At 59.6% G+C, this 20,332-nt stretch carries 17 protein-coding genes and 1 tRNA gene; 3 read left to right on the plus strand and 15 right to left on the minus strand.

The window, feature by feature from the left end; genetic code table 11:
* Positions 1–742: 742 nt before the first annotated feature.
* On the minus strand, positions 743–1,051 hold the full coding sequence (locus ACZZZU_RS17320) for a DUF2834 domain-containing protein (protein ID WP_463552148.1): 309 nt from the start codon (positions 1,049–1,051) through the stop codon (positions 743–745).
* Positions 1,052–1,165: 114 nt separating this feature from the next.
* Between ACZZZU_RS17320 and ACZZZU_RS17325 the strand changes: the two genes are divergently transcribed.
* Positions 1,166–1,987 (plus strand): MmyB family transcriptional regulator, encoded by an 822-nt coding sequence (locus ACZZZU_RS17325; protein ID WP_463551292.1) that lies wholly within the window; start codon positions 1,166–1,168, stop codon positions 1,985–1,987.
* Positions 1,988–2,196: 209 nt separating this feature from the next.
* Here the strand turns inward: ACZZZU_RS17325 and ACZZZU_RS17330 are convergent, their stop codons facing one another.
* From ACZZZU_RS17330 to ACZZZU_RS17355, 6 genes are all read right to left on the minus strand, one after another.
* The gene (locus ACZZZU_RS17330) at positions 2,197–2,634 is read right to left on the minus strand and encodes a hypothetical protein (RefSeq protein ID WP_463551293.1); all 438 of its coding nucleotides are present in this window, start codon (positions 2,632–2,634) and stop codon (positions 2,197–2,199) included.
* 11 nt (positions 2,635–2,645) lie between these two features.
* Complete coding sequence (locus ACZZZU_RS17335; protein WP_463551294.1) at positions 2,646–3,479, minus strand: enoyl-CoA hydratase/isomerase family protein; 834 nt, start codon at positions 3,477–3,479, stop codon at positions 2,646–2,648.
* 36 nt (positions 3,480–3,515) lie between these two features.
* The gene (locus tag ACZZZU_RS17340) at positions 3,516–4,250 is read right to left on the minus strand and encodes a nitroreductase family protein (protein ID WP_463551295.1); all 735 of its coding nucleotides are present in this window, start codon (positions 4,248–4,250) and stop codon (positions 3,516–3,518) included.
* Positions 4,247–5,170, minus strand: coding sequence for an alpha/beta hydrolase family protein (locus tag ACZZZU_RS17345; RefSeq protein WP_463551296.1), 924 nt, complete (start codon positions 5,168–5,170; stop codon positions 4,247–4,249). The genes ACZZZU_RS17340 and ACZZZU_RS17345 overlap by 4 nt, the downstream gene beginning before the upstream one ends.
* Positions 5,167–6,855 carry an AMP-binding protein gene (locus tag ACZZZU_RS17350; RefSeq protein WP_463551297.1) on the minus strand — a complete coding sequence of 563 codons (1,689 nt, stop codon included), beginning with the start codon at positions 6,853–6,855 and terminating at the stop codon, positions 5,167–5,169. Before ACZZZU_RS17350 ends, ACZZZU_RS17345 begins: the two co-directional genes overlap by 4 nt.
* A gap of 116 nt (positions 6,856–6,971) precedes the next feature.
* Positions 6,972–7,769, minus strand: a complete 798-nt coding sequence (locus ACZZZU_RS17355; RefSeq protein WP_463551298.1) for a crotonase/enoyl-CoA hydratase family protein — start codon at positions 7,767–7,769, stop codon at positions 6,972–6,974.
* A gap of 172 nt (positions 7,770–7,941) precedes the next feature.
* On the opposite strand from ACZZZU_RS17355, the gene ACZZZU_RS17360 reads away from it, so the two are divergent.
* The gene (locus tag ACZZZU_RS17360) at positions 7,942–8,520 is read left to right on the plus strand and encodes a TetR/AcrR family transcriptional regulator (protein WP_463551299.1); all 579 of its coding nucleotides are present in this window, start codon (positions 7,942–7,944) and stop codon (positions 8,518–8,520) included.
* On the opposite strand, the gene ACZZZU_RS17365 is transcribed toward ACZZZU_RS17360, so the two are convergent.
* Positions 8,517–9,128, minus strand: coding sequence for a TetR/AcrR family transcriptional regulator (locus tag ACZZZU_RS17365; RefSeq protein ID WP_463551300.1), 612 nt, complete (start codon positions 9,126–9,128; stop codon positions 8,517–8,519). The two genes, ACZZZU_RS17360 and ACZZZU_RS17365, sit on opposite strands and share 4 nt — an antisense overlap.
* Before the next feature lie 100 nt (positions 9,129–9,228).
* Here ACZZZU_RS17365 and ACZZZU_RS17370 point away from each other — a divergent pair, with 100 nt between their 5' ends.
* Positions 9,229–9,624: a cupin domain-containing protein gene (locus tag ACZZZU_RS17370; RefSeq protein WP_463551301.1), complete on the plus strand. Its 396-nt coding sequence runs from the start codon at positions 9,229–9,231 to the stop codon at positions 9,622–9,624.
* Between the two features lie 246 nt (positions 9,625–9,870).
* On the opposite strand, the gene ACZZZU_RS17375 is transcribed toward ACZZZU_RS17370, so the two are convergent.
* The 7 genes from ACZZZU_RS17375 to ACZZZU_RS17405 form a co-directional block, all read right to left on the minus strand.
* Positions 9,871–14,292: a response regulator gene (locus ACZZZU_RS17375; RefSeq protein ID WP_463551302.1), complete on the minus strand. Its 4,422-nt coding sequence runs from the start codon at positions 14,290–14,292 to the stop codon at positions 9,871–9,873.
* 47 nt (positions 14,293–14,339) lie between these two features.
* Positions 14,340–15,497 carry a response regulator gene (locus tag ACZZZU_RS17380; protein WP_463551303.1) on the minus strand — a complete coding sequence of 386 codons (1,158 nt, stop codon included), beginning with the start codon at positions 15,495–15,497 and terminating at the stop codon, positions 14,340–14,342.
* Between the two features lie 78 nt (positions 15,498–15,575).
* Complete coding sequence (locus ACZZZU_RS17385; RefSeq protein ID WP_463551304.1) at positions 15,576–16,856, minus strand: esterase/lipase family protein; 1,281 nt, start codon at positions 16,854–16,856, stop codon at positions 15,576–15,578.
* Between the two features lie 218 nt (positions 16,857–17,074).
* Positions 17,075–17,150: transfer RNA gene (locus tag ACZZZU_RS17390), tRNA-Thr, on the minus strand.
* Positions 17,151–17,446: 296 nt separating this feature from the next.
* Positions 17,447–18,661 carry a methyltransferase gene (locus tag ACZZZU_RS17395; protein ID WP_463551305.1) on the minus strand — a complete coding sequence of 405 codons (1,215 nt, stop codon included), beginning with the start codon at positions 18,659–18,661 and terminating at the stop codon, positions 17,447–17,449.
* A gap of 62 nt (positions 18,662–18,723) precedes the next feature.
* On the minus strand, positions 18,724–19,413 hold the full coding sequence (locus ACZZZU_RS17400) for an ABC transporter permease (RefSeq protein WP_463552149.1): 690 nt from the start codon (positions 19,411–19,413) through the stop codon (positions 18,724–18,726).
* Between the two features lie 89 nt (positions 19,414–19,502).
* Positions 19,503–20,195, minus strand: coding sequence for an ABC transporter permease (locus ACZZZU_RS17405; RefSeq protein WP_463551306.1), 693 nt, complete (start codon positions 20,193–20,195; stop codon positions 19,503–19,505).
* Between the last annotated feature and the right edge of the window lie 137 nt (positions 20,196–20,332).

Consider the following 20,332-nt stretch of genomic DNA (forward strand, 5'->3'; position numbering starts at 1 on the left):
AAATTAGAGCTGTTTAATAAATTGTCCACTTTGTTCTCGTTTAATTAATGGCTGCGATAGTTTTCAAATAAAAAAGGTGCTCGTTTGGTAAGTAAATTTTTAGATTTTGATTCATCCTACTCCAAGGTGTTTGTGCTTGTTTGGGTGGGTATGATGACGGCTTTCTACACCCAGCATTTTGTTTTATTAGAATGGGAACAGCTAGCTGTGTCTTTGATGTTTTTTTGTGGCGGTAACCTCGGTGTCGATAGGTCGTACGCCCCATCAATGATTTGGGCTTTTTTTAGTACCAGTTATATTGGTTTTTATTTTTATCCGGTGGGGGAGATTTAAAACCAAGATTGAGAAGAGACATCCTAGTGGAGCCAGTATGACTGCAGTGTTTTTTTATGGGGGCTGCTTTGTTTGTTTTTTTGCTTTTTCCTTATCCCATGCGGTGTTTTTTCCAGCGACGGAATGGGAGGGGCGAAATTTGGTTATGTTGTTCTTGTTTTAAGTAGGAAGAGCTTTATATTTTTCTCCTTGCTTTATTCGGTGTTGGTGAGTCATTTTTATTATTGCAGTGTAAGTTTTATGAAATCGCAAGGGAGGTGAGAAATGGGTGTTGTTGAACAGCGGAAACAAAGGGGCGGGTTTGTTAAACGACTCTAAATTAGAGCTGTTTAATAAATTCGTCCCCTTTGTTCTAACATCTTCACGAACAGCAGCACCACACAGCTGGCGAGCACAGCCATGTCGACGCTCATGTTTTGTCCTTGCGCGAAAAGCCAAGGATCACCAAATACAGCAGCGGGCCGATGGAGACGAACACCAGCGTCACCAGCACATAAGGCAGCACTGTCCACAAAGACCTCCCTCGGCAGCGACTGTCCTTGATCATCCACACGCAGGCCAACGCGGCCATCACGTAAAGATCAATCAGCACCTGGGCGGTGTCGGCACGGGCTATTAGCTCCAGACCAAAAGCGAGCAGCGATTGCTCCGCCGTTAGCAGCGTCCAGCCGGTATACAGCGAGAAGGGCAACAGCACAGCGAGGGCGAGAAAGGGCATTTTCAAGGCGCGCTCCTAGGTGGGTGTGCCGCTCACAATAGTGATAGGGTTCCTCGCCGCTCAATGACCTCTCAGGTCATCGACCTCTCTCGCACGGGCAGTCAAGGTAGCTGCATGAGTAGCCGTCACTTCCATCGTTCCGCCACCTGTGCTGCTACCACGGCGGGCACCCAGTTGCGCGTGCTCCGCCAGCAAGCGGGCATTAGTCAACTGCAGCTGGCGCTCCTTGGCGGCGTGTCCCAGCGCCACCTCAGTTGCATTGAAACCGGCCGCGCAAACGCCAGCACCAGCACGTTGCATGCGCTGCTGTCGGCCCTCGATGCGCCGCTGGAACAAAGCAATGCCGTATTCCTGGCCGCGGGGTACGCACCCCGTTACACAGCCTCGTCCATCGAGGCACCAGAGATGGCGATGGTGGAGGACGCAATCCGGCATATTTTGCAGGCCAACAATCCCGCCCCTGCCATCGTGATCGCCAGCAACTGGGATATCACCGCGGCCAATGTGAGCACCGGCTTGCTGTTTGCCATGGTCGGCCTCGCCCCCGGCAGTGAGGCGGGCCGCAACCTGCTGAGCACGCTACTGAGCCCTGGCGGCCTGGGCGATCACCTGATCAACGCCGACGAAATCCGCACCCTCGCCTGGCGACGCGCCAGCCGAGAAGCCATCGACCAACCCGAGCTGTTGGCGCTGCTTCAGCAACTGCCGACGCCCACCGGGCTTCCGACCAGCACAGCGTTAGCGCCCGTAGTACTAACCCGCGTGCGCAGCCGGCAGGGACAGGAGTTGACCTTCCTGTCCACCTTCACCACCTTCGGTATGCCGCAGGACATCACCGTGGCCTCGCTGCGGATCGAACACCTGATTCCCGCCGACCCACAGACCTGGCAGGCCATGACCCAGGCGTATGAACAGTGGTTGGCGGGGCAGGGTTAGGGGGCGCTGGAACGTCCTGCCTGCATCCACCGGTTGAGTCCACAACCGATTGCGGCCGTTCAGCAGAGGCCGCAATCGGCCAAAAGCAGACATAGTCTTTCGGAGAGAATCGGCAAAAAAGAGCCGCCTAAGCGGCGGCTAAAAAGAGGTATGAGGGCACGCTCATACCAGGGTGAACAGCCCAGCGCTGGCGGGGAGCTGGGGAAAACCTAGCGTTGTAGCGCTAGATAAACCCCGCAACCCAGTGCAAGCAGGCCCGCAGGGATGGCTGTCACCGAAATGATGTCGATCAGTCTGGATTGGCGGATTACATCGGATAGATCGTCCTTGTCTGCCGCCGCACTGCGCCTCAGAACGGGTACAAGACACATGAAGTTGCCGAGCACAGCGAAGCAGCCCGCTACCACCTTTAACGCGTAAATGCCGTCGAAGCGGGAAGGCTCGATAAGCAGAAGGCCGGTTACCAGGGCCATGCTGAACGCGGGTGTTTCGAAAAACAGATCGATCTGACGGTGCAACTTGGCAACGGTAAAGCCTTGGCTGCGGCCCTGTGCGCGGCTTTGTTCAAGCAGGAATTCAACGGAAACCACGCCCAGCCAGAAGGCTACGGCGTAAAGATGCAGTTGCAGCAAAAGGTCAAAGCGCATGGTGGTTCTCCTCAGTCTCTGATCAGGCCAGGTGTTTTGGCGAGCGTGTCGGCAGAGCGATCGGGGTGATCACGTTCGAGAAAGCGGCGCAGGCCTTCGCGGGTTTCCGGCTGATGAATGGAGTGGTTGAAACACTCCGCTTCGATGCGCAAACCTTCGGCCAGCGGTTGACCGTAACCGCGTACGGCAGCCTCTTTGTCGGAGCGCATGGCCGGTTGGGGGAGGGTGCAGAGAAACTGGGCCAGCTCCATGGCACGTGCCAGCGAGCGGCCCTTGGGTACCACTTCATTAGCCAGGCCGATGGCGAGTGCCTCGGACGCCGAGATGACTTTGCCGGTAAGGATCAGCTCCATGGCCCGCCCCATACCGACAATGCGTGGCAGACGCTGACTGCCACCATCGGCCAAACCTATATTCCAGCGCCGACAGGTGACGCCGAACGAAGCGTGCTCTTCGGCGATACGCATGTCCGCAAAACAAGCCCATTCAAGCCCGCCAGCATAAGCGGCACCGTTGACCGCTGCGATCACCGGTTTGTAGATGTCGGTCCAGCGGCTCGGGCCCAGAATGCCCGTGCGTTCGCCACGGTTGTGGGCAGCGATTTCCTCAGCGGTGGAGGGCACCAGATCAAAGCCTGCTTCCAGATCACCGCCAGCACAGAAAGCTTTGTCACCTGCCCCGGTAATAATCGCAACGAGTGCATCAGGGTCATCGCGAAACCGAGTCCAGGCTTCAATCAGTTCGAGGTGCGTGGTTGGCCCAATGCAGTTGCGCTTGTCCGGTCGGTTGAAGCGAATGACCCTTATCGGGCCCTGTATTTCGTAGTCGATTTGAGTGAACGGCATGACTGTAACCCTCTTGTTATTGTTATTTGCAGCGGTTTAGTGCCACGACACGCTGTGGTCCAGGGGAAAGCGTAAACGCGGGTTGTAGACGGCGCGATCAGCCGGCAGGCCAACCGCCAGGAGCATGATCGGGATTGCATCGTTGGGAATGGGCAGCACGCGTTTTAGCCGCTGCTCGTCAAAACCCTCCATGGGGCACGTGCTGTAGCCATGGCTCTGGAAAGCCAGCATCAGATTCTGCGCCGCCAATGCCGTCGACTTCACCGCCCACAGGCGCATCTGTTGAGGGCTGCTTGGAGCCCGCATGACGGCGCGCCGAAGCCCTGTTAGCCAGAGCAGTGGGCGCTTTAGTAGTCCTCGCCACCCCAGCCAACCCTGGTTGTATTGGAACAGGGCGGGGCCTGTGTAAAAGCGTTCGACGGCCGGCGGCACCGCGGGCTCCGGCCAAAACCGCAGCACGTCGGCGCAGGCCTGCTTCCACGTGCCGGTTCGAGCCAGTACAGCGACTATCAGCGGCGCCTTGGCGGCGCTCTGGCCTAAGCAGACGGGGTGTAATTGCTGCAGCAAGGCCGGGTCGCGCACCACCTGAAATGACCAGGGCTGTAGATTGCAGGAGCTGGGTGCCAATACGGCAAGCTCCAGGCACGCCCGAATGACGTCCTCGGGCACCTTGTCGACAGTGAAACGACGTACGGCTCGGCGACTTTCCACCAGCGTGCGAAACAGCTCGCTGGTCTCGGCCATCGGTAGGGCAATAGAGCCGACGCTCATTGTCCGCCCTCGGTACCTGAACGACGATTTGTTGCGGCGGCATTGCGATGGTCGGCCAGCCAGTTCAGGGCCTCGTCCCACATGGTGGTGGCCGAAGCGCGGAAGTAGCCCATATGGCCGATGGGGTGTTTGTGCGACGCCGGCGCAAGGTCGAGGGTCTGTAGTTGCGCAGCGCTATAGCCCTTGATAAAGGCGTCTCGCGATATCGGCGGCGCCCAGCTGTCATCCACTGCGTTGGCGAATACGCAAGGCACGCGTACCTGCGCGTAACGCCCGGCAATGGCCGTCATGGTGGGGTCATCAAAGAAATAGTGGGGGTGTGCGCACCAACGTTTCCAATCTTTGTAGACGCCCAGGGGCAGGTCATCCCCCATGCCCAACACACTCCAAGCCATATAGCCTTTCCACCTGACGATCAGCGGCAGGACCCACGTCCACAAGAAGCGCACCTTGAAGGCCTCGAGTCTGGGCATCCAGCCAGCCCAACCGGCGCCAGTGCCGAAGCAGTAAGCGGCAGTGATTTTGTGGTGGTTGGGCAGCAGGCCCAGGGCATGGCCGCCAAAGGAGTGCCCCATCCAGTAGATCGGAGTCGTGCCTTCGTCGATAAAATCGACCGCCGCGGCCAGGTCTCGTAGGCCCCAATCCAGATAGGACATCTCAAAACCTTTGAGCGTCTTCGGCGCCGACTCACCGACACCCCGATAATCTAGCGTCAGTACATTGAAGCCCTGGGCGGCGGCGTGAAGAGCAAAACGTCGGTAGAAACGCTGCTGCACACCAGTGGCGCCGGCCATGACCAGGTTGCCCTGCAACGTACCTTGCGCGGAGTAACGGGTGGCGGCCAAACGGAAACCGTCGTCGGCCTGCAGTGAAAAGGGGTCGATCATTGAAAGGTTCATGGCGGACTTACTTGTGCTCATAAAGAGGGTTCCAGCTGTTCAGTGGCTATCAGCTCTTTGCGAAGGATTTTGCCCACGTTGCTCTTGGGTAATTCGGGACGAAAGATCACCCGGCGCGGGCGTTTATAGCTGACCAGGTGCGCCGCGCAGTGAGCGAGTACGTGTGCTTCATCGAGATGGGTGTGGCGTGCGACGACATAGGCAATAGGTACTTCGCCCGCCTTGTCGTCAGGGGATGGGACCACCGCTGATTCCAGCACCCCAGGGTGGGCGTTGAGGACTCGCTCGATCTCCGAAGGGAACACCTTGAACCCCGAGGAAATGATCATTTCTTTCTTGCGGTCGACCAGGCGCAAATAGCCATCGTGATCAAACAGACCGATATCACCGGTACGGAAAAAGCCGTCTTCTGTGAACGCGCTGACGTTGTCTTCCGGCCGCCGCCAGTAACCAGCCATGATGGCCGGACTGCGTACGCAGATCTCTCCATCGCCAATGGTGACAGGACGGCCATCGTCATCACGCAACGAGATTTCCATTCCGGCGACAGGAATACCTACCGAGCCAGGCCGGGACTCGCCCGCCAGGTTGCAACTGATCAAACCGGTTTCGGTCATCCCGTAGGCTTCGGTGAGATGGCAGCCCGTGGCCTGATGCCATCGTTCAGCGGTCGTTTGGCTTACAGGCATGCCGGCGCCTAGGCAGACAACCAGTTTGCGGAAGTCCAGATCCCGGAACGCGGGGTTGTCGAGTAGGGCGTTGTACAGCGTATTGACGGCTGGGAAGCTGCTCACTTGATGCCTGGACCATTCTTTGACGAAGGCCACGGTATCGCGTGGGTTCATCACCAGAACGGCCTTGCCGCCGCGGCTCAACGTGAACAGCAAATTGCCAAGCCCAAGGATGTGATAAAGGGGCACGGCAAGCAGCAATTGATAGTCGGACTCGGGAACCTTACTAAGGTGCGAGCGCAGCGCCACCTGTTGTTGGGCAATGTTGTACAGCATTGCCCTGTGGCCGATAGGGACACCCTTCGGTTGCCCGGTCGTACCGCCGCTATAGATCATCAAGGCAGTCTGTTCAGGGGTGATCGCAGGACGTTTTGCAAAGTCGATAGCGGGCGTGTTCACCACGTTTTTCCAGGCAACTGCGCCTTCGACCTGCGGCGTCACAACACCAGTACGGCGGCGAGCTATCCAGTTGAAAAACAGGCGGCGCCAGCCAAGTTGATCCCCCGGTTTAACGCACACAGAAAGGCTGATGCCGGCCTCGCGCATGGCGCGCTGCACGCTCTCGCTCATGGGGGCAAATAGAAAGACCGCTTTGATCTCGCTGTCTCTAAAGACTTGCGCCAGCTCTTGCGCGGTATACAGCGGATTGACGCAAACGGCCGTAAGCCCAGCGCGAATGATCCCCAGGCAGGCAATGGGGTGCGCGAGCATGTTTGGCAAAGCCACCGCGACACGTGCGCCCGGCTGCAGCCCTTGGTTGATTAGCCAGGTTGCTACTGCCGTGCTCAGGTCCTGCAGCTTTGCGTAGCTGATGTTCTGACCGAGAGCGGAAAGTGCTATGGCATTCGGTACTCTGGCGGCGCTGTGGTGCAGCAGTTCGTCGAGGGTGCTTACTCCGAGATTGGGGAGCGTTGTACCTTCCTGAGCGGAACTGACCAGCTTCAGCTGGACGCTCTCGGTATCCGAGCCATTCATCCCTGTTCCCTCTACAGCGTATTGAAGATGGATGCAGCTTCGTTGCCTGCAACAGTTATCGAAAGGCAGCAGCGGGGCTGGGTACTCGCAATATCCCCGGGGCTGCCTCGCCGATATCAACGGCCTTTAAAAGCAGGTTCGCGTTTTTGCATCATCGCCATCACACCTTCACGAACGTCTTCAGTCTTGATGAGTGAGAACAGCAGTTCGTTAAGTTGCGAGAGGGCAGCGTCGTCGCCTTCGTCGCGTGCTTGGAAAGCAGATTGCAGCGTGGCCTTGATAGCGAGCGGCGCTGCTTTCGCGATGCGCTCTGCGTACTCAATGGCACGAGCCAGTTCCTGGCCAGGCTCGACAACCTCCGTTAGCAAGCGCATAGCCAAGGCTTCTTCCGCGCCAAACTCTTCACCGGTCAGCATGTAACGCATGGCGTTGGTCCAGCCCGCCGCCTGAGTGAAGCGAACAGTGGAACCACCGGACGGCGGAATGCCGCGCAGCACTTCCAGGTGGGCGAAGCGAGTGTTGCTGGCAGCAATCGCGATGTCAGCGTTGAGTACCAACTCGATACCGGCGGTCCAGCAAGTTCCTTGCACGGCAAGGACTACTGGCTTGGTGCGTCTGGGCTTGGATACGCCCCAGGGGTCGATGCCTTCTTCTGGGTACTTGAAACCACCTGAAGCCAGTTTCGGGCTCAGCTCCATCAAATCCAGGCCAGCGGTGAAGTGATCACCATGGGCAAATACGACCGCGCAGCGCGCATCATCGTTACGTTCAAACTCGCCGACGGCCAATGCGAAGTCGGTGAGCATGGCGCTGTCGAAGGCGTTACGTTTTCCGGCGCGATCAAGGCCGATCAGAAACAGGTGACCACGTTGCTCAAGGGTGACACGACCTGGACCGCTGTTGGCTTCGCTCACAGTGAAATTCTCTTGGCGTTGTTAGGGCTGCGCCTGGAATACCAGGTGGCTCGCAGTTACTTACCGTTCGTTCGGTTTGCAGAAACTAAACAAACATTCGGTAACCGTCAAATTGAGATGCCAAGGCTTATGACATAGAATCAATGCGCATGATTGAGCTAAGGAGTAGTCCGTGCGTCCACTGAAAATCCCGCGCGACGAGTTACTGCAACGTTGCGCTAACACCTTCAAGCGTCTCGGCTACCACGGCACTACGATGGATGCGTTGTCGTCTGCGTGTGGGCTTACTAAGGCGTCGTTCTACCATCACTACCCGAACAAGGAATCCCTTCTGCGGGATGTGTTGGCATGGACTCATGAGCGTCTTCAGCAGGCGCTGTTTTCCATTGCCTTTGACGAAAGCCTGGCAGTACCCCAACGGCTGAGCAGTATGGGACGCAAGGCCAAGAAGCTTTTTCAGGACGACTCGATTGGGTGCCTGATGGGGGTTGTGGCGATCGACGCGACCTACGGCAAAGTGGAGCTGATGGAGCCGATTCGCAAATTCCTGGATGACTGGGTCAGAGCCTTCGCGGTGCTGTACAGCGCAACGTATGCCCAAGAAAACGCACAGCGTATGGCCAGACAACTGGTGGCCGATTTCGAAGGCGCGATTTTGCTCGCGCGCATCTACAACGACCCCAGTTACATCGATGCGGTAATCGAGCGGGGAGTGCAGCAACTGCAGCCTGCAGACGCGGTTGTTGCTTAGAGCAACGCCTGCTCAAAACTGTGTTTGAGCTCTATCCAGATTAGGTCAAGCGGCTCTGCACTGCGGGCTGCACGGCACAGTGCAACGGAGCCTTCGATCGAGGCAATCGCCAGCAACGCTAGGCTACGTGAGCGTGCTGATGGTAAGCCCGCATCTCGAAGTGAGTGAGCAACGATCTCCTGCCATTCGATAAAGATGCCATTGGCCTGGTCCAACAGCTGAGACTGGATTTGCGCCTCCAGCTCGCCTTCAGACTCACTTCGCTGGTCGGACGCGTAGTGTTCGACAGCCACCGCCAGCACCGCGCAACCTGCCTCGAAATTTGTTTCTTCCAGCGTCGCCCTCCATAACCCTACGAAGTGCTGCATGCCTTTGACTGGGCCAAGTTTTGCCAGTAACAGCGCCAACGGCTCACTAACCTCTCGGCCCGCATGTTCTATCGCGGCTTCAAGTAGCTGCCGCTTACCACCAGGAAAGTGGTGCGCAATGGAGCCGCGAGGCGTATTCGAGTGGCGCACCACTTCTCGCATGCTTGTGGCGGTCATGCCCTTGCGTCTTAAAAGATCTGCGGCACCGACAATCATTCGGTCACGTGTTGAAGTGCTCATGAAAAACTATGCCACCTGTCATATTTTGATGTAGCCTCAGGCACGACTATGCCACTTGACATAGTCGCATATCCACATGAAAAGCCCCGAGGTTACAAAGATGACTGCACGTCCCCAACTGCCGAACCCGATTGATTCTGTCTCGTTGGCATCGCTGAATGCGCCCGAGGGATGGCTTGCCTACCCGCTAGGCGATGACCTGATTGAGGGTAACCCCGATACGCAGATGAAGTTGTTGAGAACCGTAGGCGTAAAGACCCCATACAAAGCTGTGGCGTTCTTTACCTCGCAACCAGGGAAGTTTCACTGGCGCTTCGACAATGACGAAGCCTTCGTACTGATTGAGGGCCACATCGCCATCACTATGGATACCGGCGAGCGTTTTGAAATGAAGGCAGGGGACGGCGTTTCGATACCGGCAGGACACACCGCCACCTGTGAGGTTTTGGCCTTCAGCCGCAAATTCACCGTGGTGACGAGTGGGGCTGTTGAGTGACGACTACGTTAAGCGATATCCGATAATGTTTACTACCGGATAGGGAAGAGTTTGGTTTCCGAACTTAAGACGTCCGCTTCTGGCCGATAGCAGTTGTTCGTGACCGTCCGCTCCTGGCCGTTAACTCCCATTCGCAACCCTCCACGATCTTCAAGCAACGGACGGTTGACGTCGCTAAACACACTGTCCGGAACTTGGGATGCGCTGACTTAGGAATGAGCGCGGCGAGCGTGTGACGTCTTCAGGTCATACCTGAGCAAGCCTGGCATTCACGCTGGCCTCCAGCTCTTGCATTACCTGCAGCGCTTCGTCGAACTCGAATTGTTCGGTGTACCGTGCGATGCGCAGCAGGTGGTTGGCTACAGCGGCGTCGGTGGTCTGGCTTTGCAGGCGGCGTAGGGCGGCCAGCACGGCGGTGTCGCTTTCGGCTAGCAAGCGGTGCACGGTCGCCAGTTGCGCGAGCAACTCGTCGCTCAGTGTCTCGGCCACGGTCGACAGCTGGACTGTTTGCGCCTCTCCCAGAACAGCCAGGCCGACCAGCACTGGGGCCAAGTGGTGGCCCACGTCCTCCAGCAGTTTCGGCAGTTGTTCTATCGCCCCGCTTAAGCTGGCGCGCTCCAGCGCTGCCGCCGCATTGGCGACGTGTTTGGCGCCGATGTTGCCGGCGGTGCCGCGCAAGGTGTGCGCAACCCGCGCCGGTGCGGTGGCATCTGCACCGGCGCAGGCGGCCAGGAAATCGCCGCGAAAATCTGCCTGGCTGGTGCGGAATTTGCGCAGCAGGCGCAGGTACAGCTCTGTCTTGCCGACGCAGGTGGCCAAACCGGCGGCCATGTCGATGCCGGGCAACTGCGCTGGCAAAGTCTGGGTCGAGGGCGGGGCAAGGTTCACCGACGGCACCGCGCGTTGGGCTGCCGGGCGAATCCATTTGGCCAGGGTCGCGAACATGGCCGCGACGTTGAGCGGCTTGGAAATGTGATCGTTCATGCCACTGGCCAGCGCCTGCTCGCGGTCGCCGTCCATGGCGTTGGCGGTCATTGCTAATACCGGCAAATCGGCAAACCGGGTTTGCTCGCGTATTCGCTGCGTCGCGGTGTAACCGTCCATCACCGGCATCTGGCAGTCCATCAACACACCGTCGATATCGTCATGCTCGGCCAGCCAATCCAGGGCCTGCTGGCCGTCAAACGCCAGACATACTTCTATGCCGGCGTCCTCAAGAAGCTCGATGGCCAGCTCGCGGTTCAGTTCGTTGTCTTCCACCAACAACACCCGGGCGCCACGCAGACTGGTGATGGCCTGGGTGCTTTCCTCGACGCGCTCGCCAGCGCGGCTGTCGCTCGGCACGCCGCGTCCAAGCGCAATCCCTATGGCCTCAAGCAAGGTCGAGGGGGTGACCGGTTTGGTCAGCACGTGCGGCAATTCCACGCCGCGGCGTTCGGCCTGCTCGCGCACCTCTTCGCGGCCAAAGGCGGTGACCATTATGACCGACGGCGTGTGCGGCAGATTGGCCTCGTGCATTTGCCGCACGGTTTCGACGCCGTCCATGCCGGGCATGCGCCAGTCCATCAGCACTAAGTCGTAGCTCAGGTGTTTTTGCTGGTTGTCGGTCAGCAAGCGCAGCGCTGCGGGGCCGCTTTCCGCCACGTCCACCTCGACGCCGAAACCGCTGGCCATGCCGGACAGGATTTCGCGCGCGCTGGCGTTGTCATCTACCACCAGCACGCGCACGCCCAGCAGTTCGTCGACGGTGAACATTCGCCGCGGCTGTACATCGCCGAGGCCCAGGGTGACCCGAAAATAGAAAGTCGAGCCGCTGCCCAGCTCGCTTTCTACCCAGATTTCACCGTCCATCAATTCCACGAGGCTTTTGGAAATGGCCAGCCCCAAGCCCGTGCCGCCGTATTTGCGGGTGATCGAACTGTCGGCCTGGCTGAACGACTGGAACAGGCGCGCGCACTGTTCCTCGCTCATGCCGATACCGCTGTCGCGTACCGAGAACAGCAACTGTGCGTGCTGCTGGTCGCCGCCGACCCGCTCGACGCTGACCACGATTTCACCCTGCTCGGCAAATTTGCTCGCGTTGTTGCCCAGGTTAAGCAGCACCTGCCCCAGGCGCAGAGGGTCGCCCACCAGCGCCGTGGGCAGGTCGGGTGGCGTGCGGAACAGCAATTCCAACCCTTTGTCCTCCGCTTTGAGACCGACCATGCTGGCGAAGCTGTCGAGCACGTCCTCCAGTCGGAAGGGAATCAACTCGAGGCCCATCTTGCCGGCCTCGATTTTGGAAAAGTCGAGGATGTCGTTAATGATGCCCAGCAGGTTTTGCGCCGAGCGATGGACTTTCTCGATGTAGTTGCGCTGGCGGTTGTCCAGTTCGGTCCGCAGGGCCAGGTGGCTCATGCCGATAATGGCGTTCATCGGCGTGCGGATTTCGTGGCTCATGTTGGCCAGGAATTCGCTCTTGGCCTGCGTGGCTTCTTCGGCTACGGCGCGTGCCTGGACGAGCGCCGTGACATCGATATTGACGCCGGTGGCGCGCACCGGTGTGCCGTCCGCGGCGCGGGTGAAGCGGCTGAGCGACCTGAAGGTGCACACCGCGCCATCGTTCTTGCGCACGATGCGGAAATCAAACTCGGCGCGGTCGCTGCCGCTTTGTACGGCGCTGTCGAACACGCTGCTGGCGTAGGCCACGTCATCGGGATGGACCAGCGCCCGCCAGTGCTCCAGCGAACCGCCGAATTCGCCGGGTTCGAGGCCGAACATTTTTTCCAGCTGCGGCGTCCAGTAATTGCTACCGCTGATAAGGTCGACGTCGAACAGGCCGATGTCGCCGGCCTCTTGCGCCAGGTTGAGACGTTCGCTGGCAATGCGCAGTTTGCTTTCCATAGCCCGCCGCTCGCTAACGTCGCGCACCGAGGCGCACACGCAAACGCCGCGGCCCTCCAGCTGTGGCAGATGCGACAGGCCGATCTCCACCGAGAACAGGCTTCCATCTTTGCGCACACCTCGCAGGTCTTCTGCCTCGCCGCCCATCTGCCGGGTTCCGCCGCTGGCGATAAAGCCATCGCGCAGGCTCACGTGCCGCTCGCGGATAGCGGGCGGCACCAAGCGCTCGATACTCGAGCCGATCAGTTCGCCCGGCAGATAACCGAACAGGGCGTCCAGTTGCGGATTGCTCATCAAGATGCAGCCGTCTGCGCCGACGATCAGCATGCCATCGGGCGCGGCCTCGATAATGCCGCGGTACCAGGCTTCGGTGGCACGCAGGGCCACCTGTTGGGCCTCCAACGCCTGCGCCTGACGCTCCAGTTGCAGGGCCTGGGCGCCCATTTCATCAGCCTGGCGCCGGGTTTCTTGCAGCAGCGTTTTGGCCGCTTCGCTGCGCTCAATAATGGCGATGGCGCCGGCCAGTCGTGGCAGCACTTCGTGCAGCAGCAGTGTCTGGTGTTCTTGCAACGGGCGAAATCCGGCCATCTCCAACACGCCCAGCAAACGCTCGCCGCGCAGCACCGGCTGCACCAGCAAATGGCTCGCCGGCGTGGCGCCCAGTTGTGCGCGCACATGCCAGAACGCTTCGGGCAAGTCACTGAGCTGACGCGGTTGCTGATCCAGCGCGCACTGGCCTAGCAGTCCTTCGCCAAGGGCCAATTCAGCCGGCAGCGGGTGGGCGCTGTCCACCGCGTAACCGCCAAGCAAGTGCAGGCGCGGCGAGTCTTCGTACAAGGCGTACAACGCGCCCTGGCACATGTCGAGTTGCGGCGCGATGTGGGCAAAAAAAGCCTGCGCCAGCTGTTGAGGGGTTTCGGCCTGTTGCAGGTCCACTTGCAGGGCCGAGGTGTGTGCTTTCACCCAACGCTGGCGTTCAAGTTGCTGCGATTCGGTTTGCAGCTTGGCAATCGCCCGCGCCAGGTCGCCGGTCTCGTTTTGGAAGTCGGTGTGAGGGATATAACGATCCAGCCGTCCTTCGGCCAGCTCATCTACCGCCGTGCGCACGCGGTTCAGCGGCTGGCGAATCGAGCGGCTGGCTAACCATGACAGCAGCAGCGCCAGGGTCAGCCCGCCCACCAGCAGCACATGGGTGTTCACAGTGCTGCGCTGGGCGAAGTCGGCGATGTCCATGGCGGTGTCATGGATAAAGGTTTCTTTGGTATCGGCAAGGTCATGGAGCAGCGCATCGGCGTTCTGCACCATGGCCTGAAATTCGCCGCTGCTGATCAGCGTCAGGGCTTGGCCCTGGTAGCCTCGGCCGGCCAGGTCCAGCGCTTGGTCGCCGTCGCGCTTGAGGCGTTCGAACAGCACTTCGAATTCGGCCAGACGTACCAGGCTGTTTTGCACGCGCAGGGTGGGGCGCGCCTGGGCCAGAGCTTGTTGCATACGCTGCTGGGAAGAATTCAACTGCGCGACCGCCGCGATGCGCACCTCACCACTGTTGGTCGCCACCGCTCGCTGCAAGGCATGCATCTGGTGGGGCAGTTGCACGCGCGCCTCAAGCAGCTGTTGCAAGCCCACCAGATCCTGGCGATACAACTTCTGCATTTCGCGCTTGAGCGACTCCTGGGTACGCAGGCTCTGTACCCCCAGCACCAACACCAGTAGGAGCAACGCCGCAAAGCTGAGCACCAGCTTGTGCAGTAAGGGCTGACGCTCCAGCAACGCGAACAATTTGGCCATGACGCTTCCTTAGTGATCCATGCGCAACCCACAGCGAGCACTCGGGCTCACGGTTCCTCGGCAATGTGCTCCATCGCAGCGCGTTGCTTGGCCATATCCAATTCGGTGTCGGAGAAACGTTCGGCGATCGCGCGAAACCGCTCGGGGCAACCTAAAAAGGCGTCGCAGATGTCCGGGTCGAAATGCGAGCCGCGTCCCTGGCGAATGAGTTCCACGGCTTGCTCGTGGGGCATGCCGGGTTTGTACACGCGCCGGCTGATCAACGCGTCGTAGACATCGGCGACCGCCATCATCCGCGCGCTTATAGGAATGTCGTCGGCCGCCAGGCCTTCGGGATAACCACTGCCGTCCCATTTCTCCTGATGACCATAGGCAATCTCTTTGGCCAGCTTGAGGAAGTCCACCGAGATGCCCAACTGATCCTCCGCGTGCTGAATCGCGTCACGTCCCAAGGTGGTGTGGGTTTTCATGATCTCGAACTCTTGCTCGGTAAACCGCCCTGGCTTGAGCAGGATATGGTCGGGAATGCCGATCTTGCCGATGTCATGCAGCGGTGCCGATTTGAACAGCAGCTCGATGGTCTCGTCGGTGAGGAAGTGGCGAAAGCGCACGTGGTCTCGCAACAGCTCAGCCAGCAGCTTGATGTAGTGCTGGGTACGGCGAATATGGTTGCCGGTTTCGTTGTCGCGGGTTTCCGCCAGCGAGGCCATGGCCTGAATGGTGACGTCTTGAATGGCCGCCACTTCGCGGGTGCGGCGCTGAACTTCCTGCTCCAGAAAGTCGTTCTGATCGCGCAGGAAATCCGCCGCCGCCTTGATCTTTAGTTGGGTTTCAACGCGGGCCATTACCAGCGGTGGGCTGATCGGCTTGGTGATGTAGTCCACCGCCCCCAGTTCCAGGCCCTGAATCTCATCGGCCAGAGAGGCCAAGGCCGTGAGGAAGATGATCGGAATATCACGGGTGCGCGGCGTCTGTTGCAGCTGGTGCGCGACCTGATGACCCGATAGCCCGGGCATCATGATGTCGAGCAAAATCAGATCGGGCAGCGGGTCAGCCTGCAAGATTCGCAACGCTTTTTCACCGCTGTTGGCCGCTTTGACCCGGTAATGGTCTTTAAGCAGCTCGGTCATCAACATCAGGTTGTCGGGCGTATCGTCGACCACCAGAACGGTGGCCGGTTGGAACGGTTTAGGCGAACTGTCCATTGCACGGCTTCCTCGTCCACAGGGGCGCGACCACGCGCGATGTCGCTCCGACGGCAGGAGCTTAGTTGCAAATCTTCGTCATCGCTGCGCTGGCGGCGCGCACCCCCGCTTGGGCAACTGCTGCCAGGCACGGTCGAGCAGCTCGCGGGTGCGTCGGCTCTGCAAAATGCTGACGTGATCTTCATTCAATAAATACATATGGGTCGCTTCGTCCTGAGCCGCGTTGCGCAACTCGCTCGCGAGCGGCACCACGCCGTCATTGGGCTCTGGCAGCAGGCGGCGATTGCCGCCGTAGCTGACCAACAGCCACTGGCGAATGTGAGCGGGCAACGGGGTGGCGAATAGCTGGTGCAAATACGGGCTGCCCGGCGCCATGTCTTTCCACACCGGAACTTCTAACGGCACGTTTTCAAGGCCCTTGGCCGCAGAGGGATGGCCATCCCAGGGCGTCGACAGCGTGACGAATAGGCAAACCGATTGGCTGGCCTGTTCATCCAGCATTTGCAGCGCCCGTCTAGCTACCAGACCGCCCATGCTGTGAGCCATTACGTGCATGCGCGATGGGTTGTAGCGCCGCTGAATATCGCGGATGCCGACACTCAGCAGATAGGCGCTGTTATTCAGCGGCAGGCCGCCAGGGTAGTGATACAGCACGATCTGAAAGCGATTCTGATCGATGCCGGCGGCGACCTCCTGCCAGACCTGTGGCGATGAGTTAATGCCATGGACCAAAAACACCGGCTCCTTACGCTCATCCCACGGCGCCAACAAATAAAGCCCGTAACCGATATCCCGCAAAAAAGTCAGCGGCTGCCACATGCCCAGCTGCGTGCTCTGGGCACTGAATCGCGGATCGGCAAAACCCACCGGCTGCAGGTAGTTGCGCTGCATCTGCGGGCGCTCGCGGTGCAGCACCTGCAAATTCAAATCCACCGCTGGCGCCTGGCTCAGGCTGTCAGCCGTTAGCCGAACGACGTTGCCCTGGCTCAGCCGCTTCCGCGTGTCAGCGTCCGGTTGCACGTACAGCGGCGAAGTGCGGGCGGTGGTTAACCATTGACGGGGCTCGTCGGCATCGAGCACCAGGTTGCCATTGCGGTCGTCAAAAGCGAGCAACTGATAACTGCCGACCGGCTGGGTGAAATAGAAATCTTCGCCAGGGGCGGCGATTCGGTAAGTGAGCAGCTTGCCCTGGCTATCCAGCAGCGCCACCAGCGCGCTACGGCCAGATTCGTTAACACTCAGATGGCCAGCCACTAACACCAAGTCCGCCCTGGCCTGCTTCATTTCGCGATCGACCTTAACCACACCGCAGCCGCTCAGCGCGCACATCACGATTAGCAAGAGGGCGAGGATCTGCATGGCTTCTCCCTGATTTGCGGCTTGAACAGCCGCGCACCGAGAGCATAGGTCAGCGCAATTCAGGCGGTGGAATTGCGCAGGGGACAGTTGAGGCTTTTGAGCGATGGTTGCTTTCGCAGCAGAGGAAACTGATTTGTCGCGTATACCCGTCCAGCGTGGTTAGCCAAACGCCAGGCAACAAAAAAGGCCTTCGATTTCTCGAAGGCCTTTCTTTTATATGGTGCCGGCACCAGGAATCGAACCCGGGACCTACTGATTACAAGTCAGTTGCTCTACCAGCTGAGCTATACCGGCATTTCAGGGCCGCCATTATATCCATTAGAAGCGGCGAGTAAAGGCCTGATCTACGGTGATTTTTTGCTTGGATTTGAACGGGTCGGCATAGGCTTATGCACAATTGCGATGAGACGCCAGGCAAGCGAGCCCCTTTAATGTGAGTACTTGACAAGCGCTGCTAACTTACTGGTTTTGTTGATGTTTTAGGTCTGATTAAAAAATAATCACGTTTTGCGAGCCCTAGTAGCACCAGGCTTTGCCGAGGTTGCCCAGAAACTATCAACAAAGTTATCCACAGATTGTGTGGGCAACTTTTACCGTTCTGCCAGAAGCATCAGGTTGCGTGGGCTGACATGGCCTACGCAGAACTGTCCGAGGTGAACGTTGTAGCCACGCTCTTGCAAAAACAGGGCGCGGTCTAGCAATAGCCAGATTTCGAGCGGTCGTCGAAACAGGCCTCGCACCAGTTCCAAATTGCGCACCTCGGCCAGGCGCGCCCAGCCTTTCTGTTCGAGGGCTTTCCAGTCGCGCTGGGCGGGAGCGGGCAATGCTTTGAGTTGGGCAAGGTCGCGGCAGTAGTCGGCGAAGTCTTTGTGTAGCCAGGCGACTGGCAACGACGGTGTCGGCAGGTAGTCGTCCACTGCGCGCAGTTCACGTTGCAACAGGTCGAAGGCCAGGCGGCGGGCCATGGAGGTGTCGCGTTGGCGTCGCACGCGCGCACCTGCGGTGACGGTTTCGCTTAGCGGCAGGCCGAGGTCGTCGATGGATAGTTGCAATGCCGAAGCCTGGCCCGCTGTGGATAACGCCTGGTAGTGCGTGGCCGCGATGCGGTTGTAGCAGCATGGCGCGACGGCCAGTTGCCGGCAGCTGGCGTTGCTCGCCAGGCGAAGCAGACGCACGTGCAGGTCGCCGCATGCATGCAGGGCAACCGGTGTTTGCTCTGGGTGAACGTGCTGGTTGGCGGTTTCGGCGAGCACGTCTTGTTCGATGTGCTGGCTGTTTATCCCGCGGCGACGTGCCAGTTGGATGCCCGCTTCTACCAGCGTCGCGTCGTGTTCCAGGCAGGTAAGCGGCTGGCCTTCGAGGGCCAGCAAATGGCCCAGGTGTCCTTTGCCGGCGCACCAGTCCAGCCAGTGCTGCGGTGCTTCGGCGAAGTTCAGGCAACTGGCGAAGGCTCGGATCTGCTCCCATTTGCGGCCCGGAATATCCACCGAGAAGTGGGCCGACGGTGCGGCTCGGTTCGCTGTTGGCAATGCACCGACGTTAGCCAATGCGGCGGACTGCGCGGCCAACTCACCGAACGGCGCGGGCGCTTGCAGCTGCTGCGGATGGTTGTGCGCGGCTTCGGCCTCGGCCAGTGAGCGTCCGCGCAACCAGGCCGCAAGCTCGGGGTGATCCTCCTCCCACGGCAGTTGCAGGTGGGTAAACGGTCGCGGTCGCCAGAGCGGTTGATGGCGCAGCAGAAAATCATCCAGCGCGTGAAAGCGCTGCAGCAGGGCGGAGCCTGTGAGTACGGCGGAGTCGGTCATGGCGAACAGCTTGAGGGTGGCGATTGCCCATGGCCGAGGTGGCGCATGGGCGGGCGCCTATTCTAGCGGCCTTGCGTGGCGTCGACGCGCAGCCGGAGTTCCAGCAGTTTGAAACCCTTCACCAGCACGAAGGCGATGGCGAGGTAGAACAGGCCGGCGGCGAAGAAAATCTCTACCGGCAAGTAGGTGCGGGCGATGATCGTGCGCGCCATCCCGGTGAGTTCCAGCAGAGTGATGGTGCTCGCCAGGGCGCTGGCTTTGAGCATCAGGATCACTTCGTTGCTGTAGGCCGGCAGGCCGATGCGCGCGGCGCGGGGAAGAATAATGTGCAGCATGGCTTGCGCGCGCGACATGCCCAGCGCGCGCGCCGCTTCCACTTCGCCTGGCGGCACGGCTTGAATAGCGCCGCGCAGAATCTCGGCAATATAGGCGGCGGTGTGCAGAGTCATGGTCAGCACCGCGCACCAGTACGGATCGCGCAGGTAGGGCCACAACGGGCCTTGGCGCACCACGTCGAATTGCGCAGCGCCGTAATACACGAGGAACAACTGCACCAACAGCGGCGTACCGCGAAAGAAGAAAATGTAGCCGTAGGGCAGGGCGCGTACGTACCAGTGTCGGGAAGCGCGAGCGATACCCATGGGCAGCGCCAGGATCAGGCCGGCGATCACGGCAAAGGCGACCAGCTCGAGCGTTAGGATGGCGCCGTCGAACAGGCGCGGCAGGTATTTGATGATAACCGGCCACTTCATATCCCTCAGCATCGCGAACAAGCCCAAGGCCAAGAGGACAAGCACTAGCGCGGTGATCACCTCGGTTCGGTTCTTTTTCAGCCAGCTCATCACGTGCTCCTTACGAAGCCGCGGCCAGCGCGTCTTTCAATGAAATACATGCCAGTCATGGCGATTACGGTCAGCCCCAGGTAGATAAACGCGGCGACCAGATAAAAAGTGAAGGCTTGCTTGCTCGCGGTGACACCGATCTGCGAGCGACGCATCAGCTCTTCCAGACCGATCACCGACACCAGCGCGGTGTCCTTCATCAAAATCATGAACAGGTTGCCTAGGCCCGGCAGGGCGATGCGCCACATTTGCGGCAGGATGATCCGCCAGAACGTGCGGCCCTTGGACAGCCCCAGAGCCTGGCCGGCTTCGCGGTGGCCGCGGGGAATGGCCAGGATCGCGCCGCGAAACACCTCGGTGGCATACGAGCCGAAGCACAGGCCGAGCGCAATGGTGCCGGCCGCGAAAGCGCTTAGTTCCAGCCCTTCCACGCCAATGGCTTCGCCAAGGCTGCGCATCACTTCTACGGTGCCGTAGTAGATCAGCAACACCCACAGCAGCTCGGGAACACCGCGCACCAGGGTCGAATAGGTACCGCCCAGCCATTGCAGAGGCTTGAGCTGAGAAGTCTTAGCCAGCGCACCGAGCAGGCCGAGCACCAGCCCCAAACACAGCGCACTGAGCGCCAGCTTGATGGTCATCAAGGTGCCCGCCATCAGAGCGGGACCGAATCCATGAAGATCAAAGATCATCGATTTTTACTGCTTTGAAGAGGCGAGGGAGCCCAATATTCGAGGGCTTCTGGGCTAGAGCCAGGCAAGGCGAAATCGCGCCGGGCAGCGCAGCGTACCTAAGCACTTCAACTACTTTGGTACGTGAGCACGCCCGG

The organism is Pseudomonas sp. AC136 (genome assembly GCF_979258585.1).